This is a genomic window from Acidobacteriota bacterium (assembly GCA_009861545.1).
Taxonomy (GTDB): Bacteria; Acidobacteriota; Vicinamibacteria; order Vicinamibacterales; family UBA8438; genus WTFV01.
Genome location: VXME01000071.1, coordinates 18444 through 34723, shown reverse-complemented (window position 1 = coordinate 34723; position 16280 = coordinate 18444). Strand labels below are relative to the sequence as shown.

The 16280-nt window shown below is 70.5% G+C and carries 15 protein-coding genes; 9 read left to right on the top strand and 6 right to left on the bottom strand.

The features are described from left to right. Positions 1–2 precede the first annotated feature (2 nt). The 3 genes from F4X11_11805 to F4X11_11795 all read left to right on the top strand — a co-directional run bounded on the left by F4X11_11805 (position 3) and on the right by F4X11_11795 (position 3382). Positions 3–1517, top strand: coding sequence for a divalent metal cation transporter (locus F4X11_11805; GenBank protein MYN65696.1), 1515 nt, complete (start codon positions 3–5; stop codon positions 1515–1517). A gap of 75 nt (positions 1518–1592) precedes the next feature. Next, positions 1593–2492: a M23 family metallopeptidase gene (locus tag F4X11_11800; GenBank protein MYN65695.1), complete on the top strand. Its 900-nt coding sequence runs from the start codon at positions 1593–1595 to the stop codon at positions 2490–2492. Positions 2493–2500: 8 nt separating this feature from the next. After that, positions 2501–3382, top strand: coding sequence for a cyanophycinase (locus F4X11_11795; GenBank protein MYN65694.1), 882 nt, complete (start codon positions 2501–2503; stop codon positions 3380–3382). On the opposite strand, the gene F4X11_11790 is transcribed toward F4X11_11795, so the two are convergent. Then, complete coding sequence (locus F4X11_11790; GenBank protein MYN65693.1) at positions 3376–4596, bottom strand: aminotransferase class V-fold PLP-dependent enzyme; 1221 nt, start codon at positions 4594–4596, stop codon at positions 3376–3378. The genes F4X11_11795 and F4X11_11790 overlap by 7 nt on opposite strands. A gap of 70 nt (positions 4597–4666) precedes the next feature. On the opposite strand from F4X11_11790, the gene F4X11_11785 reads away from it, so the two are divergent. The 5 genes from F4X11_11785 to F4X11_11765 all read left to right on the top strand — a co-directional run bounded on the left by F4X11_11785 (position 4667) and on the right by F4X11_11765 (position 10177). After that, positions 4667–5932: a membrane dipeptidase gene (locus F4X11_11785; GenBank protein MYN65692.1), complete on the top strand. Its 1266-nt coding sequence runs from the start codon at positions 4667–4669 to the stop codon at positions 5930–5932. A gap of 22 nt (positions 5933–5954) precedes the next feature. After that, a complete protein-coding gene (otsB, locus tag F4X11_11780) occupies positions 5955–6806 on the top strand; it encodes a trehalose-phosphatase (GenBank protein MYN65691.1) in 852 nt (283 codons plus the stop codon). Between the two features lie 101 nt (positions 6807–6907). Continuing rightward, a complete protein-coding gene (gene phoU / locus F4X11_11775) occupies positions 6908–7585 on the top strand; it encodes a phosphate signaling complex protein PhoU (protein ID MYN65690.1) in 678 nt (225 codons plus the stop codon). Continuing rightward, the gene (locus tag F4X11_11770) at positions 7551–8351 is read left to right on the top strand and encodes a response regulator transcription factor (GenBank protein MYN65689.1); all 801 of its coding nucleotides are present in this window, start codon (positions 7551–7553) and stop codon (positions 8349–8351) included. Before phoU ends, F4X11_11770 begins: the two co-directional genes overlap by 35 nt. Then, entirely contained in the window at positions 8348–10177 is a 1830-nt protein-coding gene (locus F4X11_11765; GenBank protein ID MYN65688.1) for a HAMP domain-containing protein, read from the top strand. The genes F4X11_11770 and F4X11_11765 overlap by 4 nt, the downstream gene beginning before the upstream one ends. On the opposite strand, the gene F4X11_11760 is transcribed toward F4X11_11765, so the two are convergent. From F4X11_11760 to F4X11_11745, 4 genes are read right to left on the bottom strand one after another with little or no spacing between them, the layout of a single operon-like run. Further along, complete coding sequence (locus F4X11_11760; GenBank protein ID MYN65687.1) at positions 10149–10790, bottom strand: non-canonical purine NTP pyrophosphatase; 642 nt, start codon at positions 10788–10790, stop codon at positions 10149–10151. The two genes, F4X11_11765 and F4X11_11760, sit on opposite strands and share 29 nt — an antisense overlap. After that, the gene (locus F4X11_11755) at positions 10787–11554 is read right to left on the bottom strand and encodes a ribonuclease PH (GenBank protein MYN65686.1); all 768 of its coding nucleotides are present in this window, start codon (positions 11552–11554) and stop codon (positions 10787–10789) included. Before F4X11_11755 ends, F4X11_11760 begins: the two co-directional genes overlap by 4 nt. 35 nt (positions 11555–11589) lie before the next feature. Next, the gene (locus F4X11_11750) at positions 11590–12324 is read right to left on the bottom strand and encodes a GerMN domain-containing protein (GenBank protein ID MYN65685.1); all 735 of its coding nucleotides are present in this window, start codon (positions 12322–12324) and stop codon (positions 11590–11592) included. A gap of 36 nt (positions 12325–12360) precedes the next feature. Beyond that, a complete protein-coding gene (locus F4X11_11745) occupies positions 12361–14040 on the bottom strand; it encodes a hypothetical protein (protein ID MYN65684.1) in 1680 nt (559 codons plus the stop codon). Here F4X11_11745 and F4X11_11740 point away from each other — a divergent pair. After that, complete coding sequence (locus tag F4X11_11740; protein MYN65683.1) at positions 14013–14693, top strand: YdcF family protein; 681 nt, start codon at positions 14013–14015, stop codon at positions 14691–14693. The two genes, F4X11_11745 and F4X11_11740, sit on opposite strands and share 28 nt — an antisense overlap. On the opposite strand, the gene F4X11_11735 is transcribed toward F4X11_11740, so the two are convergent. Then, the gene (locus tag F4X11_11735) at positions 14694–16271 is read right to left on the bottom strand and encodes a sodium:solute symporter family protein (GenBank protein MYN65682.1); all 1578 of its coding nucleotides are present in this window, start codon (positions 16269–16271) and stop codon (positions 14694–14696) included. Between the last annotated feature and the right edge of the window lie 9 nt (positions 16272–16280).

Sequence of the window (16280 nt, the reverse complement as noted above, 5' to 3'; positions counted from 1 at the left end):
CCATGCCGAACGACCAGCCGTCCGCTTCCGCGCGATCCGGGTCCGCGGCGTCCGAGAGTCTGAATCGGCTTCCGCTGCCCGACACCGGCGCGCGCGGGCTCCTGCGCCACTTCGGGCCGGGGTTGATCCTGATGATGACCGGGATCGGCACGAGTCATCTCGTCACCGCGCCGGTGGCCGGCGGGCGTTTCGAATACGCACTGCTCTGGTGCATTCCGGTGGCCTACATCTTCAAGTACTACGGCTTCGAGATGGCGTTCCGGTTCACCAACGCGACCGGCCGCAGCATGCTCGACGCGTATACCACCGCCCCCGGCAAGTGGCCGGTCTGGTACGTGCTGATCACCACGATCGTCCAGTGCGCGCTCGGTCAGGCGGGACGTCTGGCCGCCGCCGCCGCCGTCCTGTTCTATGTCTTTTCCGAGTATCTCGGCCTCGGCCTGCCGGCGTGGCTGTACGGGCTCGGGCTCGGGGCCCTCTCGGTCGGCATCATCCTCTACGGGCGCTACGCCGCCGTAGAGCTGTCCACCAAGGTGCTGGCCGGACTGCTGTTCGTGTCGACGGTCGGCGTCTACCTCTTCGAGCCGGCGCCGATGTCGGCGATGGGTCGGTTCTTCGTCTTCGAGACGCCGGTCGGCTCGTGGCTCGTCATCGCCGCGTTCCTGGGGTTGCTGCCCACCGGCATCGACGTGTCGCTGCAGGCCTCGGAGTGGGGCAAGGCGAAGCGCGTCGGCATGGGGCGCATCCGCGAGCAGCTCGAGCGGGACGGGCTGGCGAAGCGGTTCGATCCGTTCGGCGGGTCGCCCAGCACGGACCTGGCGGTAGACGTCTCGAAGTTGCCCGAGCACGCGCAGGAGTACTGCCGGCGCTGGTTCCGCATCGGGCTCTGGGACTTCACGCTCGGTCACGTCGTGTCGTTCCTGCTCGCGGTCATCTTCCTGTTGCTGGCCGCGGTCTGGCTCTACCCGGCCGAGGTGGCGGGGAACGCCGTCATCGGCGAGATCGCGCGCATCTTCACCGACAGCATCGGACCGGGAATGATGCTGATCTTTCTGCTGGGCGCGTTCGCGGCCACTTTCTCCACCGCCTTCAACTACTTCGACGGCTGGCCGCGGGTGGTCGCGGCCTGCTGCCGGAACCTGTTCCGCGCCACGGCCGCGCTGCCCGGCATCGCCGCCGACCAGTTGACCGACGACCACCGACGGACCGCGGCCTCCGAGTACAACATCTACCGCATCACGATGTTCTACTCGCTGATCGCCGCCGTGCTGATCCTCGCCGGCCTGCCGCGCCCGGTGTTCCTGGTGCTGGTCTCCTCGGCGCTCGCGTTCTTCATCGCGCCGGTGATCTTCTTCCTGAACCTGTACTACTGCGTGACGGTGATTCCGAAGAACGACACCGCCTTCTATCCCTCGCCGGCGGTGCGCGCCTTCGCGTGGTTCAGCCTCGTCGTGTTCACCGGCCTGACCGCCGTGGTAATCCTGGCCCGCGTGTTCGGAGTGACGCTTTTCGGATAGGAGTTCGTGGTGAAGGCCCGCGTTGCACAAAGATCGGCCAGGCGCCAGGATCGCGCCGCCCGACCTCGGATTCGCGTGACGGCGTGGTGCGTGTGCGCTGTCGTCACGGCGTTGCTGACGGGCGTTCCGGCCGCGTCCGCCGGCCAGGGCGCCGCCGATCTGATCGTCAACGTCACCCATCGGGCGCGCGCCCTGCATCCGGGGGAGATCGTGGTCCTCAACGTCCGGACCTCCGAGGCGCCGGCGGCGCTCGCGGCCACGGCGTTCGGCGCCGAGCTGCGTTTCTTCCCGGCCGGGCCCGCCAACGTCTGGTCGGCGCTCGTCGGGATCGATCTCGAGGTAGAGCCGGGAGAGCACGTGGTCGCCGTTCGGGCGACGGCCGTCGACGGTTCGCTGGCCGAGACCGACTACACGCTCGCGGTCGAGCCCAAGCAGTTCGCCACCCGGAGGCTGCGCGTCGAGCCGCGTTACGTCGATCCGCCTCCCGAGGTCGTGGAGCGGATCCTGCGCGAGCGGGATCAACAGGCGGCGCTCTTTCCCGTTTCCACCGCCGTGCGGTACTGGCGCGGCGGGTTCCTTCGCCCGGTTTCGGCGCGTGCGAACAGCGCCTTCGGGCGCCGTAGCGTCTTCAACGGCCAGCCCCGGAGCCCGCACAGCGGCGCGGACTTCCTGGCCGGGACGGGCACGCCGATCGCGGCGCCCAACGACGGTGTCGTGGTCCTTGCCACCGATCTCTATTTCTCGGGCAACGTCGTGATAATCGACCACGGCTGGGGTCTCTACTCCTACTTCGCGCACCTGTCCGCGATCGATGTCGCCGAGGGCGATCGCGTGCGCAAGGGCATGGTGGTCGGCAAGGTCGGCGCGACCGGCCGGGTCACCGGCCCGCACCTCCATTGGACCGTGCGCCTGAACAACGCCCGCGTAGACCCGCTGTCGTTGCTGGAGCTGTTTCCGGCCGGAGGCGGCCGCTGATGGGACGAATGGCGCCCCGGTCGATGCTCGGGCTGATCCTCGCAGGCCTGGTCGTTTTCCCGCCACCCCTTGTTGCGCAGCAGGTCGGGCCCGCGAGGGGATCGCTCGTGCTCGTGGGCGGGAGCATGCAGGACCCGGCCATCGTCGAGCGCTTCCTGGATCTCGCCGGCGGCCCGGATGCCCCGATCGTGCTCATCCCGACGGCAGGCGGAGCGGAGTCGTACGACGGGACATGGCGGGGCACCGAGGCGTTTCGGGCGTCCGGGGCGACCCGGCTCGCGATCCTGCACACCACGGACCGCGACACCGCGAACACGGAAGCGTTCGTCGAACCCTTGCGTCACGCCCGCGGCGTCTGGTTCGGCGGCGGGCGCCAGTGGCGGCTCGCCGATGCGTACCTGGACACGAAGGTGCACGAGGCGCTCCGCGAGGTGCTCGACCGCGGCGGCGTCATCGGTGGATCCTCGGCGGGGGCGACCATCCTGGGCTCGTACCTGGTGCGCGGCGATACGCGGACCAACACGATCATGATGGGCGATCACGAGGAAGGGTTCGGGTTGCTGCGGGGCGTCGGGGTCGATCAGCACCTGCTGCGGCGCAATCGCCAGTTCGACCTGATCGAGGTGGTTCGCGCGCGCCCGGATCTGCTCGGCATCGGTATCGACGAGGACACCGCCATCGTCGTGCAGGGCGACCGGTTCGAGGTCATCGGTCGGAGCTACGTCGCCATCTACGATCGCGAGCGGCTGCTCGATTCAGGCGGCCTCTTCTACCTGCTGGCGCCCGGCGACGTCTACGACCTGGCGGCCAGGGAGGCCTACCGTCCCCAGCCGGCGCTCGGACCCCTCGACCGCGTCGTGGCCGGGCCGTGGCCCGACGCGCCTCACTGACGTATCGCTGCGCCCAAGACGTCGATCAGCGCATCGAAGTCGGCGTCGTCGTTGTACAGATGCGGGGCGATGCGGATGGCGCCCCCGCGCAGCGACACGGACACCTGCCGCGCCCTGAGGTCGCGTCCGAGCCGGGGGATGTCGACGCCGGCCGGCAGGCGCACCCCGAACAGGTGCCCGGCCCGCCAGCGGTCGTCATCCATCCGGCAGCCGAGATCGCGGAGGCGCGGGACCGCGGCGGCGGTCAGCTCGCGCGTGTGGGCCGCGACCGTTTCCGGCCCCCAGTCGAGAACCTGCTCCAGCGCGGCCTCCAGCATCGGCAGCAGCACGAAGTTCGATCGCTCGCCCATGTCGTAGCGAATGGCTCCCGGCTGGTAGTCGTCGCGGTAGTTGACGAGCTCGTTGAAGTGGTCGCTGCCGCGGCGGGTGATCCAGTTCTCCTCCAGCGGTACGCCGTCGTCGAAGGCGGGGCCGTACCACGCCAGGCCGATCGCGTAGGGACCGGTCAGCCACTTGTAGCCCGCGCAGATCAGCGCGTCCGGGCGAATGCGCGCGACGTCGAACGGCTGTGCGCCCACCGATTGCGTACCGTCGACGACGAGCCGGGCCCCGGCGCCGCGCGCCCGCTCGCCGATGGCGTCGAGGTCGAACCGGAGGCCGTCGGTCCAGTGCAGCGGCGGCAGCACGACCGCCGCCGTGCGGTCGTCGATGGCGTCCAGCAGGGCTTCGTTCCAGGCCTCGCCCCGCGATCCCGCCGTGTCGGGGGCCGCCACGGTGCGCAGCGTGGCTCCGGCTTCGCGGCAGGCTCGCCGCCAAGTGTAGACCGCGCTCGGGAACTGCTCCTCGACGACGATCACGGTCCGGCCGGCGGCGAGCGGCGTATTCCGGGCTACTGTCGCCATGGCGTAGGAGACGGACGGCATGATCGCCACCCCGTCCGGATCGGGTGCGTTGACGAGGCGGGCGAAGAGCCCGCGGACACGCGTGGCCGGCTCGAAGAAGTCGCCGGTCTCCAGGCGGCTGGGGACGGCGATGCGGTCGATCGCGCGGCGTCCGGCGTCCGCGACCCGCTTCGAGGCCGGCGCCATGTACGCGCAGTTGAGATAGTGGAGACCGGCCGGCAGCGAGAAGAGCGCGCGGTGCGCGTTCGGGCGTGGGGGGCTGCGGAACCACCGGGAGATTGGGGAAGCGACCGTGCGGCCTACCGACGCCATGCAATCCAGCTTACTACCGTCCACGTGCGCGCGCGGCCGGTGGTATGCTCATCCGTTTCAGGAGTCTGCCATGGCCCCCAGGACGGCGAACGGATCACTGGCGCTGGCGCTCGCCGCCGCGATCGCCGGCGGGTGCGCCCTCGGGACGCCGGAGGAGCGCGCGGAGAGGGCGCTCACCAACCGCGCGACCGCGATTCACGAGCGTGTGTTGACGCTCGACTCGCACATCGACATCCCGCTCAACTTCGCCACCCGCGCCGTCGACCCCGGGGTGTCCGCCGACTTCCAGGTGGACCTGCCGAAGATGCGCGCCGGCGGGCTCGACGCCGGGTTCTTCATCGTCTACGTCGGCCAGACGGAGCGCACGCCCGAGAACGAGGCGCAGGCCAGGGCGGACGCGATGACGAAGTTCGAAGCGATCCACCGCATGGCCGAAGAGCTGTACCCGGACGAGATCGAGATCGCGTACACCGCGGCCGACGTGGAGCGGATTGCCGGCAGCGGGAAGCTGGTGGCGGCGATCGGCATCGAGAACGGGTACGTCATCGGCCGCGCTCTCTCTCTTCTGGAGACCTATCACGAGCTCGGCGCCCGCTACATGACGCTGGCGCACGGCGGACACAACGACATCGCGGACTCTGCGACGCCGCGCGAGGCGCTGGGCGACGGGGAGGCCGAGCACGACGGCGTGAGCGCGTTCGGGGAGCAGGTCATCGCGGAGATGAACCGCCTCGGGATGCTGGTCGACGTGTCGCACATCTCGAAGGCGGCCATGCTTGACGCGGTGCGTCTGTCCGAGGCGCCGGTCATCGCCTCGCATTCGAGCATGCACGCCCTGATGCCGCATCCGCGTAACCTGGACGACGAGCAGCTCCGGGCGCTGGCCGCCAACGGGGGCGTGGTTCAGACGGTGGCGCTCGGCGCTTTTCTGTCCGAGGTCGCTGCCCGGCGCGCCGCGGAGTACCGCAACATCCGCGGCGCATTCGGCATGATTCCGGGCCAGCAGCCCGAAGACCTCGGCGCCGAGCCGTACGAGGACTACCTGGGCCGGGTCGAGGCGCTGGACGCGCGCTGGCCCGATGCCACCGTCGCCGATTTCGTGGACCACATCGACCACGCGGTCGACCTGATCGGCATCGACCACGTCGGGATCAGTGCGGATTTCGACGGCGGCGGCGGCGTTCTGGGCTGGTACGACGCGAGCGAGACGCTCAACGTCACCGTCGAGCTCGTGCGGCGCGGCTACAGCGAAGAGGACATCGCCAGGCTGTGGGGCGGGAATCTGCTGCGCGTCTGGGGCGAGGCGGAAGCGGTGGCCGCGCGGCTCGGCCGGTAGCGGGACGGGCGGAGCATCCACCATGTCCAGCACGAGTTCGCCGGCGGCGCCTCGGCCGGGGCGCGTTGCGACGCGGACCACCCATGCTCTGCCGTGGGCCCTGCATCCGGACGTGCGCACCGTATGGCTCGCCGCGGTCACGCGCGGGGCGCCGGGCGTGTTCCTCGACTACGACGGCACCCTCACGCCGATCGCCGATCGGCCGGAGCAGGCCACGCTCGTCGCGTCCACCCGGGCGCGGCTCGCCCGACTGGCGTCCCGCTGCCCGGTGACCATCGTTACCGGCCGCGACGTCGCCGTCGTGCGGGATTTCGTGCAACTCGATGAGATCGGCTACGCCGGCTGCCACGGCCTGGACATCGAGGGGGCGGCCGGCAGCGGCCTGCGCTACGAGGCGGCGGAAACGTTGCTGCCCGCGCTGGACGGCGCCGAGGCCGATCTGCGGCGGGGATTGTCGCGCACGGCGGGCGCGCTGGTGGAGCGCAAGCGCTACAGCGTTTCCACGCACTACCGGCTCGTCGGCCGGGGCGACACGCCGCGCGTTGAAGAGGTGGTCGCCACCGTGGCGCGCCGCTACCCGGAGCTGCGCCGCGAGCGGGGAAAGAAGGTGTTCGAGTTGCGTCCGGACGTGGCGTGGGACAAGGGAAGCGCCGTCGGGTGGCTGCTCTCCGCCCTGTCGCTGGATCCCGGGGCGGCCACCTACATCGGCGACGACGAAACCGACGAGCACGCGTTCGAGCTGCTCGACGGCGCCGGTGTTCCCATCGTCGTCGAGCACGGCGACCGTCCCACGAGCGCGCGCTATCGCGTACGCGACCCCCGTGAGGTGACCGAGGTTCTGGATCTCCTGATCGAAGCGCTGGCGTTGTCCTGAGGCTGTCGCGACGGGCTTCGCTGTTGCGGTTCCCGCAACGCTGGGATACGCTCGGGACGAGGTCTTCGAAGGGGTGCGACTTGGATTCGGTTCCGGGCGCCGTGCCGCGCGCCGCCGATGAACTCAACCAGTTGAAAACGCGCCTGCTCGCGATGGGCGGCGAAGCGGAAGAGCAGGTGCGCGCGGCGGTGCGGGCGCTCGTCGACGGCGATCTGGGGCTTGCCGAGCGGGTCCTCTGCGGCGACGAACCGATCAATCGCCTGCACATGGAGATCGACAAGCGCTGCTACGATCTGCTGGTCGAGCATCATCCGTCGGCCACCGACGTGCGCGTGGTCGTCTCGGGCGTGAAGATCAACAGCGATCTCGAGCGCATCGGCGACGTCGCCGTCAACATCGCGGAGGCGGCCTTCAGCTATCTGCAGCACCCGCCGGTCAAGCCGCTCATCGACATCCCCCGGATGGCCGAGCACGCGCAGGGCATGCTGCGGGACGCCCTCAATGCGTACGTGCGTCACGCCACCGATATGGCTTACGACGTGCTCGACCGGGACGATACCCTGGACGGGCTCAAGGACCAGGTGTTTCGGGAGTTGCTGCGGTACATGGTGCAGAACCCGGCCACGACCGAACCGGCGCTCGACCTCATCCTGATCTCCCGCCATCTGGAACGCATCGGCGATCACGCCACCAACATCGCCGAAGAGGTGATCTTCATGGTGTCGGGCCAGGACGTCCGGCATCATGCGCAGGAGGGGAGGGACCCCACTGAGCACTGAACCGCCGGCCGTCGCGCCGCACGACGCAGAAGCACCTTCCAACCGCCGGTCCATCGACAGCGCCGACCTCGTGCTCGTGGTCGAGGACGATCCGGACATCGCGGAGCTGGTCGCGCACCAGCTCCACAAGGCCGGTTACGCGTCCGAGATCCTCACCTCCGGCTCGGACGTCATGCCGCTCGTCCGGGAGCGGCCGCCGGCGCTGGTGGTGCTCGACCTGATGTTGCCGGGCCGCAACGGGCTCGACGTCTGCCGCTCCATCCGCGCCGATCCGAAGACGTCGGGCGTGCCGATCATCATGCTGACGGCCAAGACCGACGAGACCGACCGCATCGTCGGTCTGGAGCTGGGCGGCGACGACTACGTCACCAAGCCTTTCAGTCCGAAGGAGCTGGTGGCGCGCGTCGGCGCGGTGCTGCGGCGGGCGCGGCGCGAGCAGCCGCCCCCGAGCCTGCTCCGCTTCGGGCCCGTCACGGTCGACACCGACCGGCACCTGGTTACGTGCGACGGCCGGGACGTGCGACTGACGGCGAAGGAGTTCCTGCTCCTGCGCTACCTGATCGAGCATCGTGGGCGGGTCCATTCGCGAGACGTCCTGCTCTCCGACGTCTGGGGCTATGCCTACACCGGCGGCACGCGCACCGTCGACGTCCACATCCGCCGGCTGCGCGAGAAGCTTCCGGCGCTGGCCGGCGCCATCGTCACGGTGAAGCAGTTCGGTTACAAGCTCATCGAGGAAGAAGCAGACCTGCCGGCCCGGCCATGAGACTGCGCACCAGGTTGTTTGCGGCGGCGTTCGGCATCGCGGGGCTGAGCCTGCTGCTGGCCGCTGCGCTCGTGGCGTGGCTGCTCGAGCGCCAGCTCCTCGACCGCATCACGACGGACCTGCTGGCCGAGGCGCGGCTGGTGGCCGACCTCGTCGCGCGGAGCGGGCCGACGCCCACGGTCGACGAGCTGGACCGGGAGGCCGATTCGCTCGGCATGAGTCTCGGCGCACGGGTGACGATCATCGAGCCGGGCGGGCGCGTCGTCGGCGATACGGCCGAGGACGGTTCTTCGCTGGCGGCGATGGAGAACCACGGCGCCCGGCCCGAGATCGAGCTCGCCCGGACCGCCGGCGTCGGCGTGACGCGCCGCTACAGCACGACCGTAGAGCGCGACCTGCTGTACGCGGCAGTGCGCATGGATCATCCCGGCGTCGGGTTCGTCCGGCTGGCGCTTCCCTTGACCGCGGTCGACGACCAGATCGCTACCGTGCAGCGGGGTACGGCCGGTGGGCTGTTGCTGGCACTGGCCGGGGCGCTCGTCCTGGCCTGGGTCACCTCGGCCGCGATGAGCCGGCGTGTCAGTGCGATCGCGGCGGTGGCGCGCCGCTACGCGGCGGGGGATCTGAATCCGCAGAGCGGTCCGTACGGGGACGACGAGATCGGCACGGTGGCCCGGGCGCTCGACGCCTCCGTTCAGGAGCTCGGCCGCCGGCTCGCGGAGCTGTCGCGGAACCGCCGGCTGACGGACGCGATTCTCGGCAGCATGACCGAGGGCGTGCTCGTCGTGGACGCGCGTGGGCGAGTGAAGATGGCGAACGAAGCGGTCCGCCGCCTGCTGCAGATCGAGGCGACGCCGGTCGACCGGCACTACGTCGAGTTGATCCGCCATCCGGAGGTCGCGAAACAGATCGGGCGTGCGCTCGAGGCCGGCGGGTCCAGCCAGACGGAGATCACGCTGAGCACCGAGCCGGTCAGAGTCTGTCTGGCGAGCGCGGCGCCGTACACCGAACAGGACGAGCCGGGCGTGGTAATCGTCCTGCACGACGTGAGCGACTACCGCCGTGCGGTGCAGATCCGCCAGGACTTCGTGGCCAACGTCTCCCACGAGCTGCGGACGCCGCTGACGGCGATTCGCGGCGCCGTCGACGCGTTGGCGGACGAGACGGAGGTCGCGGTGCGCCAGCGGTTCCTGGATATCGTCGCGCGTCATACGAACCGCATGGAGAGGTTGGTCACGGACCTGCTGCGCCTCGCCCGCCTGGATGCCGGACAGGAGGTTCTGCATCCCGACACGTGCAACACGGCGACGGTCTTTTCGAGCGTCGCCGCCGAGCTTGCGGCCGTGCTGGAGGTGAAGGAGCAACGTGTGCAGTCGCGCATCGAGCCGGGCGCCGAGCGGCTGGTGGTCGACCCCGTCAAGATCCACGACGTCATCAGAAACCTCGTCGAGAACGCCGCGCACTACGCGCCCGAGCGCAGTGTGATCGAGCTGGAAGCCGCGGCCGGGGATTCCGGGAGCGGCGTGGTCCTGCGGGTGTCCGATCGCGGGCCGGGCATCCCGGACACCGATCTGTCGCGCGTATTCGAGCGCTTCTACCGCGTCGAGCATTCCAGGGCCCGAAATCCCGGCGGAACCGGACTCGGTCTCGCCATCGTGAAGCACCTCGTCGTCCTGCACGACGGAACGATCGAGGCGGCGCATCGCGCCGGTGGGGGTTCCGTCTTCACGATCATCCTGCCGGTTCGTGCGGCCGGTGACGGCGGTCCGGGAGCGGCTGTCCGGCAGCCCGTCAGCGTTAGGGGGGTGCAGTCCGGGATTCGATGAAGACCCGCAGCTTGCGGAACGCGCGCCCGCGGTGGCTGACCGCAGCCTTCCGGTCGGCCGAGACCTCGGCGAGCGTGCAGCCGTACGGCGGGTAGAAGAAGATCGGGTCGTAGCCGAAGCCGGCGTGGCCGGCCGGCATCCGGGCGATCCGGCCCTCGATCGTGGCGGTGGCTTCGAACACGATGCGGTTCCCCTCGGCCGCCGCCACGGCGCAGACGAACCGCGCGGGGCTGGCGAGCGCGCCGCGAGCGCGCAGGCGCGAGTAGATGACGTCGAACTTCTCGCGGTACGTCGCGCCGTTGAATCGCGCCGAGTGGACGCCCGGTTCGCCGTCGAGACCCTCGATCTCGAGTCCGGAGTCGTCCGCCACCGTCAGATGCGGTACGAGCCGCCCGTAGTGCAGGGCCTTCAGCCGCGCGTTTCCGGCGAAGGTCTGCGCGGTTTCTTCGGGCGTCGGTCCGGTAGCGTAGGCGGTCACCGGGCGGACCGCATACGCCAGACCGTCGAGAATGCGCGTGATTTCGGCGAGCTTGTGAGCGTTGGTCGTGGCGACGACGACGGTCCGGGCGGTCTGGGCCTGCACGATCGCACCGCTCGCGGGGCGGCCCTTCAGCCGGCGTCGGACGAGAGCGACCCGCCGACGATCTCCCGCTGCATGGTGACGAGCCGCTCGATTGCATCGCCGGCAAGCTCCAGCAGGGCGTCCAGCGCGTGCCGGTCGAAGGGCTCGCCCTCGGCCGTGCCCTGGACCTCGATGAACCGGCCGTCACCGGTCTTTACGACGTTCATGTCGACCTCGGCCCGCGAGTCCTCCGCGTAGGCCAGATCGGCCAGCGGCCGGCCGTCTACGATTCCCACGCTGGTGGCCGCCACGTAGTCCGAGATCGGCAACCGTGCGATCTTGCCGGTCTCGCGGAGCTTCTGCAGGGCCAGGGCCAGGGCCACGAAGCCGCCGGTGATGGAGGCGGTGCGCGTGCCCCCGTCCGCCTGGATCACGTCGCAGTCGACCCAGACGGTGCGTTCGCCCAGCTCGTCGAGCCGGGTGACCGCGCGCAACGAGCGCCCGATCAGCCGCTGGATCTCCTGCGTGCGGCCGCCGACCCGGCCTGCCGAGGACTCGCGGGTGGAGCGCGTCGAGGTCGACCGGGGGAGCATGCCGTACTCGCCCGTCACCCAGCCCGTACCCTTGCCGCGCAGGAACGGCGGCACGCGGTCTTCGACGCTCGCGGTGCAGATTACGCGCGTAAGGCCGGCCTCGATGAGCACGGAGCCTTCCGCGTGCACGACGTAGTGGGGCGTGATGCGGGTCTCGCGCAGTTCGGCCGCTCGGCGGCCGTCGAAACGGGGTGCGTCGGTCAGGGCGCTCGGCGTGGCCATGGGGAAGTCTAGCAGCCCGATGTCGGGGTATCCGGCTAGGGAACCGCGGGAGCGGGTTCCGATGAGCCCGGTTCGTCCTCGCCAGCCGATTCGTCCGGCGGTTGGTTGCCGTCATCGGCCGCCGCCGGTTCGTCGTCGGGCGGAGGAGGAAGGTCGACGACCCACGTCAGGTTCGGGGTGAGCGGCTGGCGCAGGTCGATATGGCCCGCGAGCGTGTCCACCTCGCGGCCATCCACCAGTATCTGTACCGCCGCGACTTCGTGGACGTTGGTCGTGACGGCGTTGACGAGGGCGTAGACGGTGAGCAGCTCGTCGAGCGAGCCGCCCGAATGCTCCGTCGTCACCTCGCCGCTCAGGTCGACGAACAGGTTGCCGTCGTCGGCCAGGTACACCGCGCGCAGCCGCGTTCCCGTCGGAAACGCGGACAGGAGTCGGCGCGGCGGCCTCTCGAGCTGCCGTTCCACGATGATGCGGGCCCGCAGGAGAGGATCGGCCGAGTACGGCACATCGATCTCTCGGCGGACCAGGCCCAGGCCGTTGCCTGCCACGTAGTACATGGTCGCCGTGAACGGGGAGCCGGCGCCTCCCGGCCCTCCCGTACCGTCCAGCTCCGATGATCCGCCGGCCGCGGATTCCCAGCGCTCGACCAGAACCAGCGTCAGTGTCGCCGCGCCGATGGCCAGGGCCAGCAGCACGGTACCGGCGATCCGGTACGAGCGCCGAAAGCCTCCGCGCGTCGGGCGCTGCCCCTCCGGGCTCGACGATTTCATCGGTGTCGGCGTTGCTGCGTTCTGCGGCGCAGACTCCTAGTCGCGCTGCTGCGGGTCCTGGGCGGCACCGGCCGGCGCGGCGTCGCCGGGGTCGGCGGCGGTCTCTTCGTCCGGCGCATAGGGGTATGTCGCCAGGTAGTCCCGGAAACGAACGACCCCGGCCACGATCGCCTCGGCCACCCGCGTCTGGAATCCGGGCTGCCCCATCTCGCGTTCCTGCTCCGGGTTCGAGATGAACCCCATCTCGACGAGGATGGCGGGCATGTTCGCCCCGACGAGGACCCGAAAGGGGGCCTGCTGGACAGGCCGGGGACTCATCGGAACCCGCAGGCGCAACTCGTCGCCGACGAATTCCGCCAGATCCGCGGAGGGCGCGAGATGGCGCACTTGGGCCAGCTCCCACGGAATCACGTCGATCTCCCGGAAGCCGCCGCCCGACACCGGCAGGTAGCGTCCATCGCGGTTGGCCAGCTCGCGCGCCTCGGCCCCGTACTCGTCGATGCCGAGGTAGTACACCTCCGCTCCCGTCGCGACGTCGCGCAGCGCCGAGTTGGCGTGCAGACTGATCAGCAGGTCGGCCCGGTCGTTGTTGGCGAGCGCGGCGCGCCGGTCGAGCGCGACGAGGGTGTCGCCGGTGCGGGTCAGGATGACGCGGACGCCCAGGCGCCGCTCGAGCAGGGTGCGCAGCCGCTGCGCGACGCTGAGCGTAACGTCCTTCTCGAGCGTACCCTCCGGCCCCTGCGCTCCCCCGTCGGCGCCGCCGTGGCCCGGATCGATCACGATCGTGCGAATCTCCGACGGGGCGCTGAAATCGGGAAGCGGATCCGCATCGCCGAGGCCGGGGTCCGGGGCCGAGCTTGCCGGTGCCGCCGGACTCGCCGCCGCCACCGCGGGGGCCGCCTCTTCGAGGTCGACCACGAGCTCGGTCGAGTTGCCCGACTCGCCGCTCACGATTCGATGCGAGGCGTAGGCCGGACCCGGTTCGATGGCGAATCCCGGCAGCGCGTCGAGCAGCTCGATGGCGCGAACGGCCTCGCCCCGCGGCTCCGCGAAACGAACGACGTCTATCGCGTCGGCGTCGAAACGAATCAGCAGGCGCCCGCGCTCTTCCGTCACCTCGTGGGCGGTGTTGGGAGTGATCTGCAGCCGCAGCCGGCCGGATTGCGCCCGCGGCCGGTACTGCGCCGAGACGCGGGGCACACGCACCGCGCCGACGAGCAGCAGTCGGGAACGCCGGCGGAGCTCGAGCGGCTGGTCGTGGATGGGCGCGAGCGCCCGGCCGACGAAGTCGAGCGGGACGAACCAGCGTCCCGCGAATCGATGCACGGGGCCGTCCAGCGACACCAGCCGTCCGTCGACCGTTGCGAGCGCCTGCTCGGCGGTGAGGACCACCGTTCCCCCGGCGGCGTCGACGGTGATTGTTCGGCCCCCGGTCTCCTCCCCGACATCGAGTCGGAACAGGGCGGAGAGATCGTCGAGGGCGATCGCTTCGCTGTCCCGCACGCGGACCGTGTCGAGCGACCGCCGCCCCTCCTCGGTGATCAGCGTGAGCCCCGCGGCCGGCTCCTGGGCAGTGAGCGGAAGCAGTCCGATCACGAGGGCCAGACCGGCGCCGGCCAGAGCGAGCGTGGCAAGGTCGGTCGGAGGCCGCTTCCCGTGGAGCATTTGACCGTTCATCATAGCATCGCATGAGCGACCCGGCGGCAGATGCGACATCTCTACCTCCAGCCGGTTTCGCGCGGCTGGTCGCTCCCGTCTGGGACTATCTGACAGTGGCCGAGCGGCCGGCGCGCGCGGACGTCATCTTCGTCTTCGGCAGCCAGGCTCTCGCCGTACCGGATCACGCGGCCCGCCTCTACCAGGCGGGGCATGCGCCGTTCGTGCTGGTCAGCGGTCGCTACGGCCGGATGACCCGAAATGTCTTCGACCAGCCGGAAGCACTGGTCTTCAGGGACAGGCTCCTGCGCCGCGGCGTCCCTTCCGCGGCCATCGTCGCGGAGACCGAGGCGGGCAACACGCTCGAGAACGTGCTGTACGGGCTGGCCGCGCTCGGCCGCCGGGGGGTCGCGGCCGGTTCTGCGCTGCTCGTGGCGAAGCCGTTCGTGATGCGCCGCTGTGCGGCCACGTTCGCGCGCCAGGCGCCCGGCGTCCGCGTGCGGTGCTGTCCACCGGAGACCGATCTGCTGCGGTCGATGGATCGTGCGCCGGCCGCCTTCGCGTCCCGCCTCGTCGCCGAGGTCGGCCGCCTCGAACGCTACGGTGCGGCGGGCGACATCGCGGAGCAGACGGTGCCGGCGGCGGTGCGGCGGGCGGTCCGGCGGATTGCGGATGCCGGTTGGGGGGAGGGTCGGGTGCCCGGGCGTTCGTGACTATCGTCGCGGTGCGCCGCTCCGGGCTCCCGCGGTCAGGCCGCAGCCGGCCAGGGCGCCCAGCAGACCGATCATCGCCGGCGTCATTCCGAGCACGGGCTCGCCCATGGCGAGCACCTCCACCGCCACGTAGGTCCCGACGCCGCCGGCGATGGCGCCCATCGCTTCCGCCGGTCCCACGCGCCGCGTGTACAGTCCGCCGAGCACGGGCACGAAGAGACTGACCGTCAGCAGGTTGTAGAACAGCCCCAGCACGCTCACCATCGAGGCTGCGCCGACGGCGAGCCCCGTGCCGAGAATCCCCCCCGCCACGGCCGCGCGGCGCGCCACCTTCAGGACCTGCCCGTCGCTCGCGTCGGGGTCGACGTAGCGCCGGTAGAGGTCTTGCGAGAGCGACGTGGCCAGCATGAACAGGATGGCGTCGGAAGAGCTGACCTCGGCCGAGAAGATCGCGGCCAAGCCGAGCGCGCCCACCGCCGGCGGCAGGGCCTGCATCAACAGCGTCGGCAGCGCCAGCTCGGGGTTGTCCAGCCCCGGCTCGACCGCCCGGGCGATCATCCCCAGCAACGGCGGGAGGGCGGCGAAGACCAGCAGCACGGCGGCGTTCAGCCCGACTCCCAGCCGCACGGTCCGATCGTCGCGGGCGCCGTACGTCTTCTGGAGCAGCCCCGGCGAGATGATGAAGGCGGGACCGAGCATCGCCAGGTAGAACCAGCCCGAGCTCCCGCCCTGCCAGACGTTCCAGTAGTCGTCGACCGCGTGCGTCGCGGTCTGGATGGCACCCCAGCCCCCCGCGCTCGCGACGGTGAGCGGCAGCGCCACCAGGAAGCCGGCCAGCAGCACCACGAGCTGCACGGCGTTGACCCACGCGGCGGTCAGGAGCCCGCCGGCCGTGAAGTAGACGATGACGACGCCGCCGCCGATGAGGCAGCCGAGCCACGGCGGAAGACCCACCACCACGTTCAGGATCCAGCCGATGCCGATGATCTGCGCGGCCAGGATGGCCAGGGTTCCCATCCACAAGAGCACGGTGATCGTTGCTCGTACGTGTTCGCCGAAGCGGTACTCGAGATAGTCGCCCAGCGTGTGCAGTCCCTGATCCGCCGCGATGCGCCGGATACGCGGGCCGATCCAGAAGGCCAGCACGATCGATCCCAGTCCCGCCGATCCCACCCACCACCAGGCGCTCAGGCCGTCGGCGTAGCCGAGCCCCGCCGCGGCCACCGTCGAGCCGGCTCCGATGTTGGCGGCGAGCATGGTGGAGAAGAGCAGCGAGGGACCGAGCCGGCGCCCGGCGACGAAGAAGTCGGTCGAGCTTCGCACGCGCCGGCCGATCCACAGGCCGACGCCCATGAGGATCGCGGCGTAGACGAGGAGCACGGCGAGGTGCAGGTTCATGGCGTTCAGCGCGGCGCCGCATCGACCCGCACTGTCCTCGACGGGATGCGCGGCGTCAGCGACGGGCTGCCCTCTATAATGCCTGATCGACGTCACTTGGAGCCGGCGGGCGCACCCGGTGGAGAACATCACGATTCGCCGGTGGCCGGTTTGCGCCAACGGCCGGCAGCCGGGAGTCACGCGCGGTTC

Excerpts from the sequence above, each read along its gene's own strand:
- F4X11_11750 (MYN65685.1), bottom strand. The coding sequence starts at position 12,324 with ATGAAATCGTCGAGCCCGGAGGGGCAGCGCCCGACGCGCGGAGGCTTT.
- F4X11_11755 (MYN65686.1), bottom strand. The coding sequence starts at position 11,554 with ATGGCCACGCCGAGCGCCCTGACCGACGCACCCCGTTTCGACGGCCGC.
- F4X11_11805 (MYN65696.1), top strand. The coding sequence starts at position 3 with ATGCCGAACGACCAGCCGTCCGCTTCCGCGCGATCCGGGTCCGCGGCG.
- F4X11_11765 (MYN65688.1), top strand. The coding sequence starts at position 8,348 with ATGAGACTGCGCACCAGGTTGTTTGCGGCGGCGTTCGGCATCGCGGGG.
- F4X11_11785 (MYN65692.1), top strand. The coding sequence starts at position 4,667 with ATGGCCCCCAGGACGGCGAACGGATCACTGGCGCTGGCGCTCGCCGCC.
- F4X11_11740 (MYN65683.1), top strand. The coding sequence starts at position 14,013 with ATGAGCGACCCGGCGGCAGATGCGACATCTCTACCTCCAGCCGGTTTC.
- F4X11_11770 (MYN65689.1), top strand. The coding sequence starts at position 7,551 with ATGCGCAGGAGGGGAGGGACCCCACTGAGCACTGAACCGCCGGCCGTC.
- F4X11_11790 (MYN65693.1), bottom strand. The coding sequence starts at position 4,596 with ATGGCGTCGGTAGGCCGCACGGTCGCTTCCCCAATCTCCCGGTGGTTC.
- F4X11_11745 (MYN65684.1), bottom strand. The coding sequence starts at position 14,040 with ATGTCGCATCTGCCGCCGGGTCGCTCATGCGATGCTATGATGAACGGT.
- otsB (MYN65691.1), top strand. The coding sequence starts at position 5,955 with ATGTCCAGCACGAGTTCGCCGGCGGCGCCTCGGCCGGGGCGCGTTGCG.
- F4X11_11795 (MYN65694.1), top strand. The coding sequence starts at position 2,501 with ATGGCGCCCCGGTCGATGCTCGGGCTGATCCTCGCAGGCCTGGTCGTT.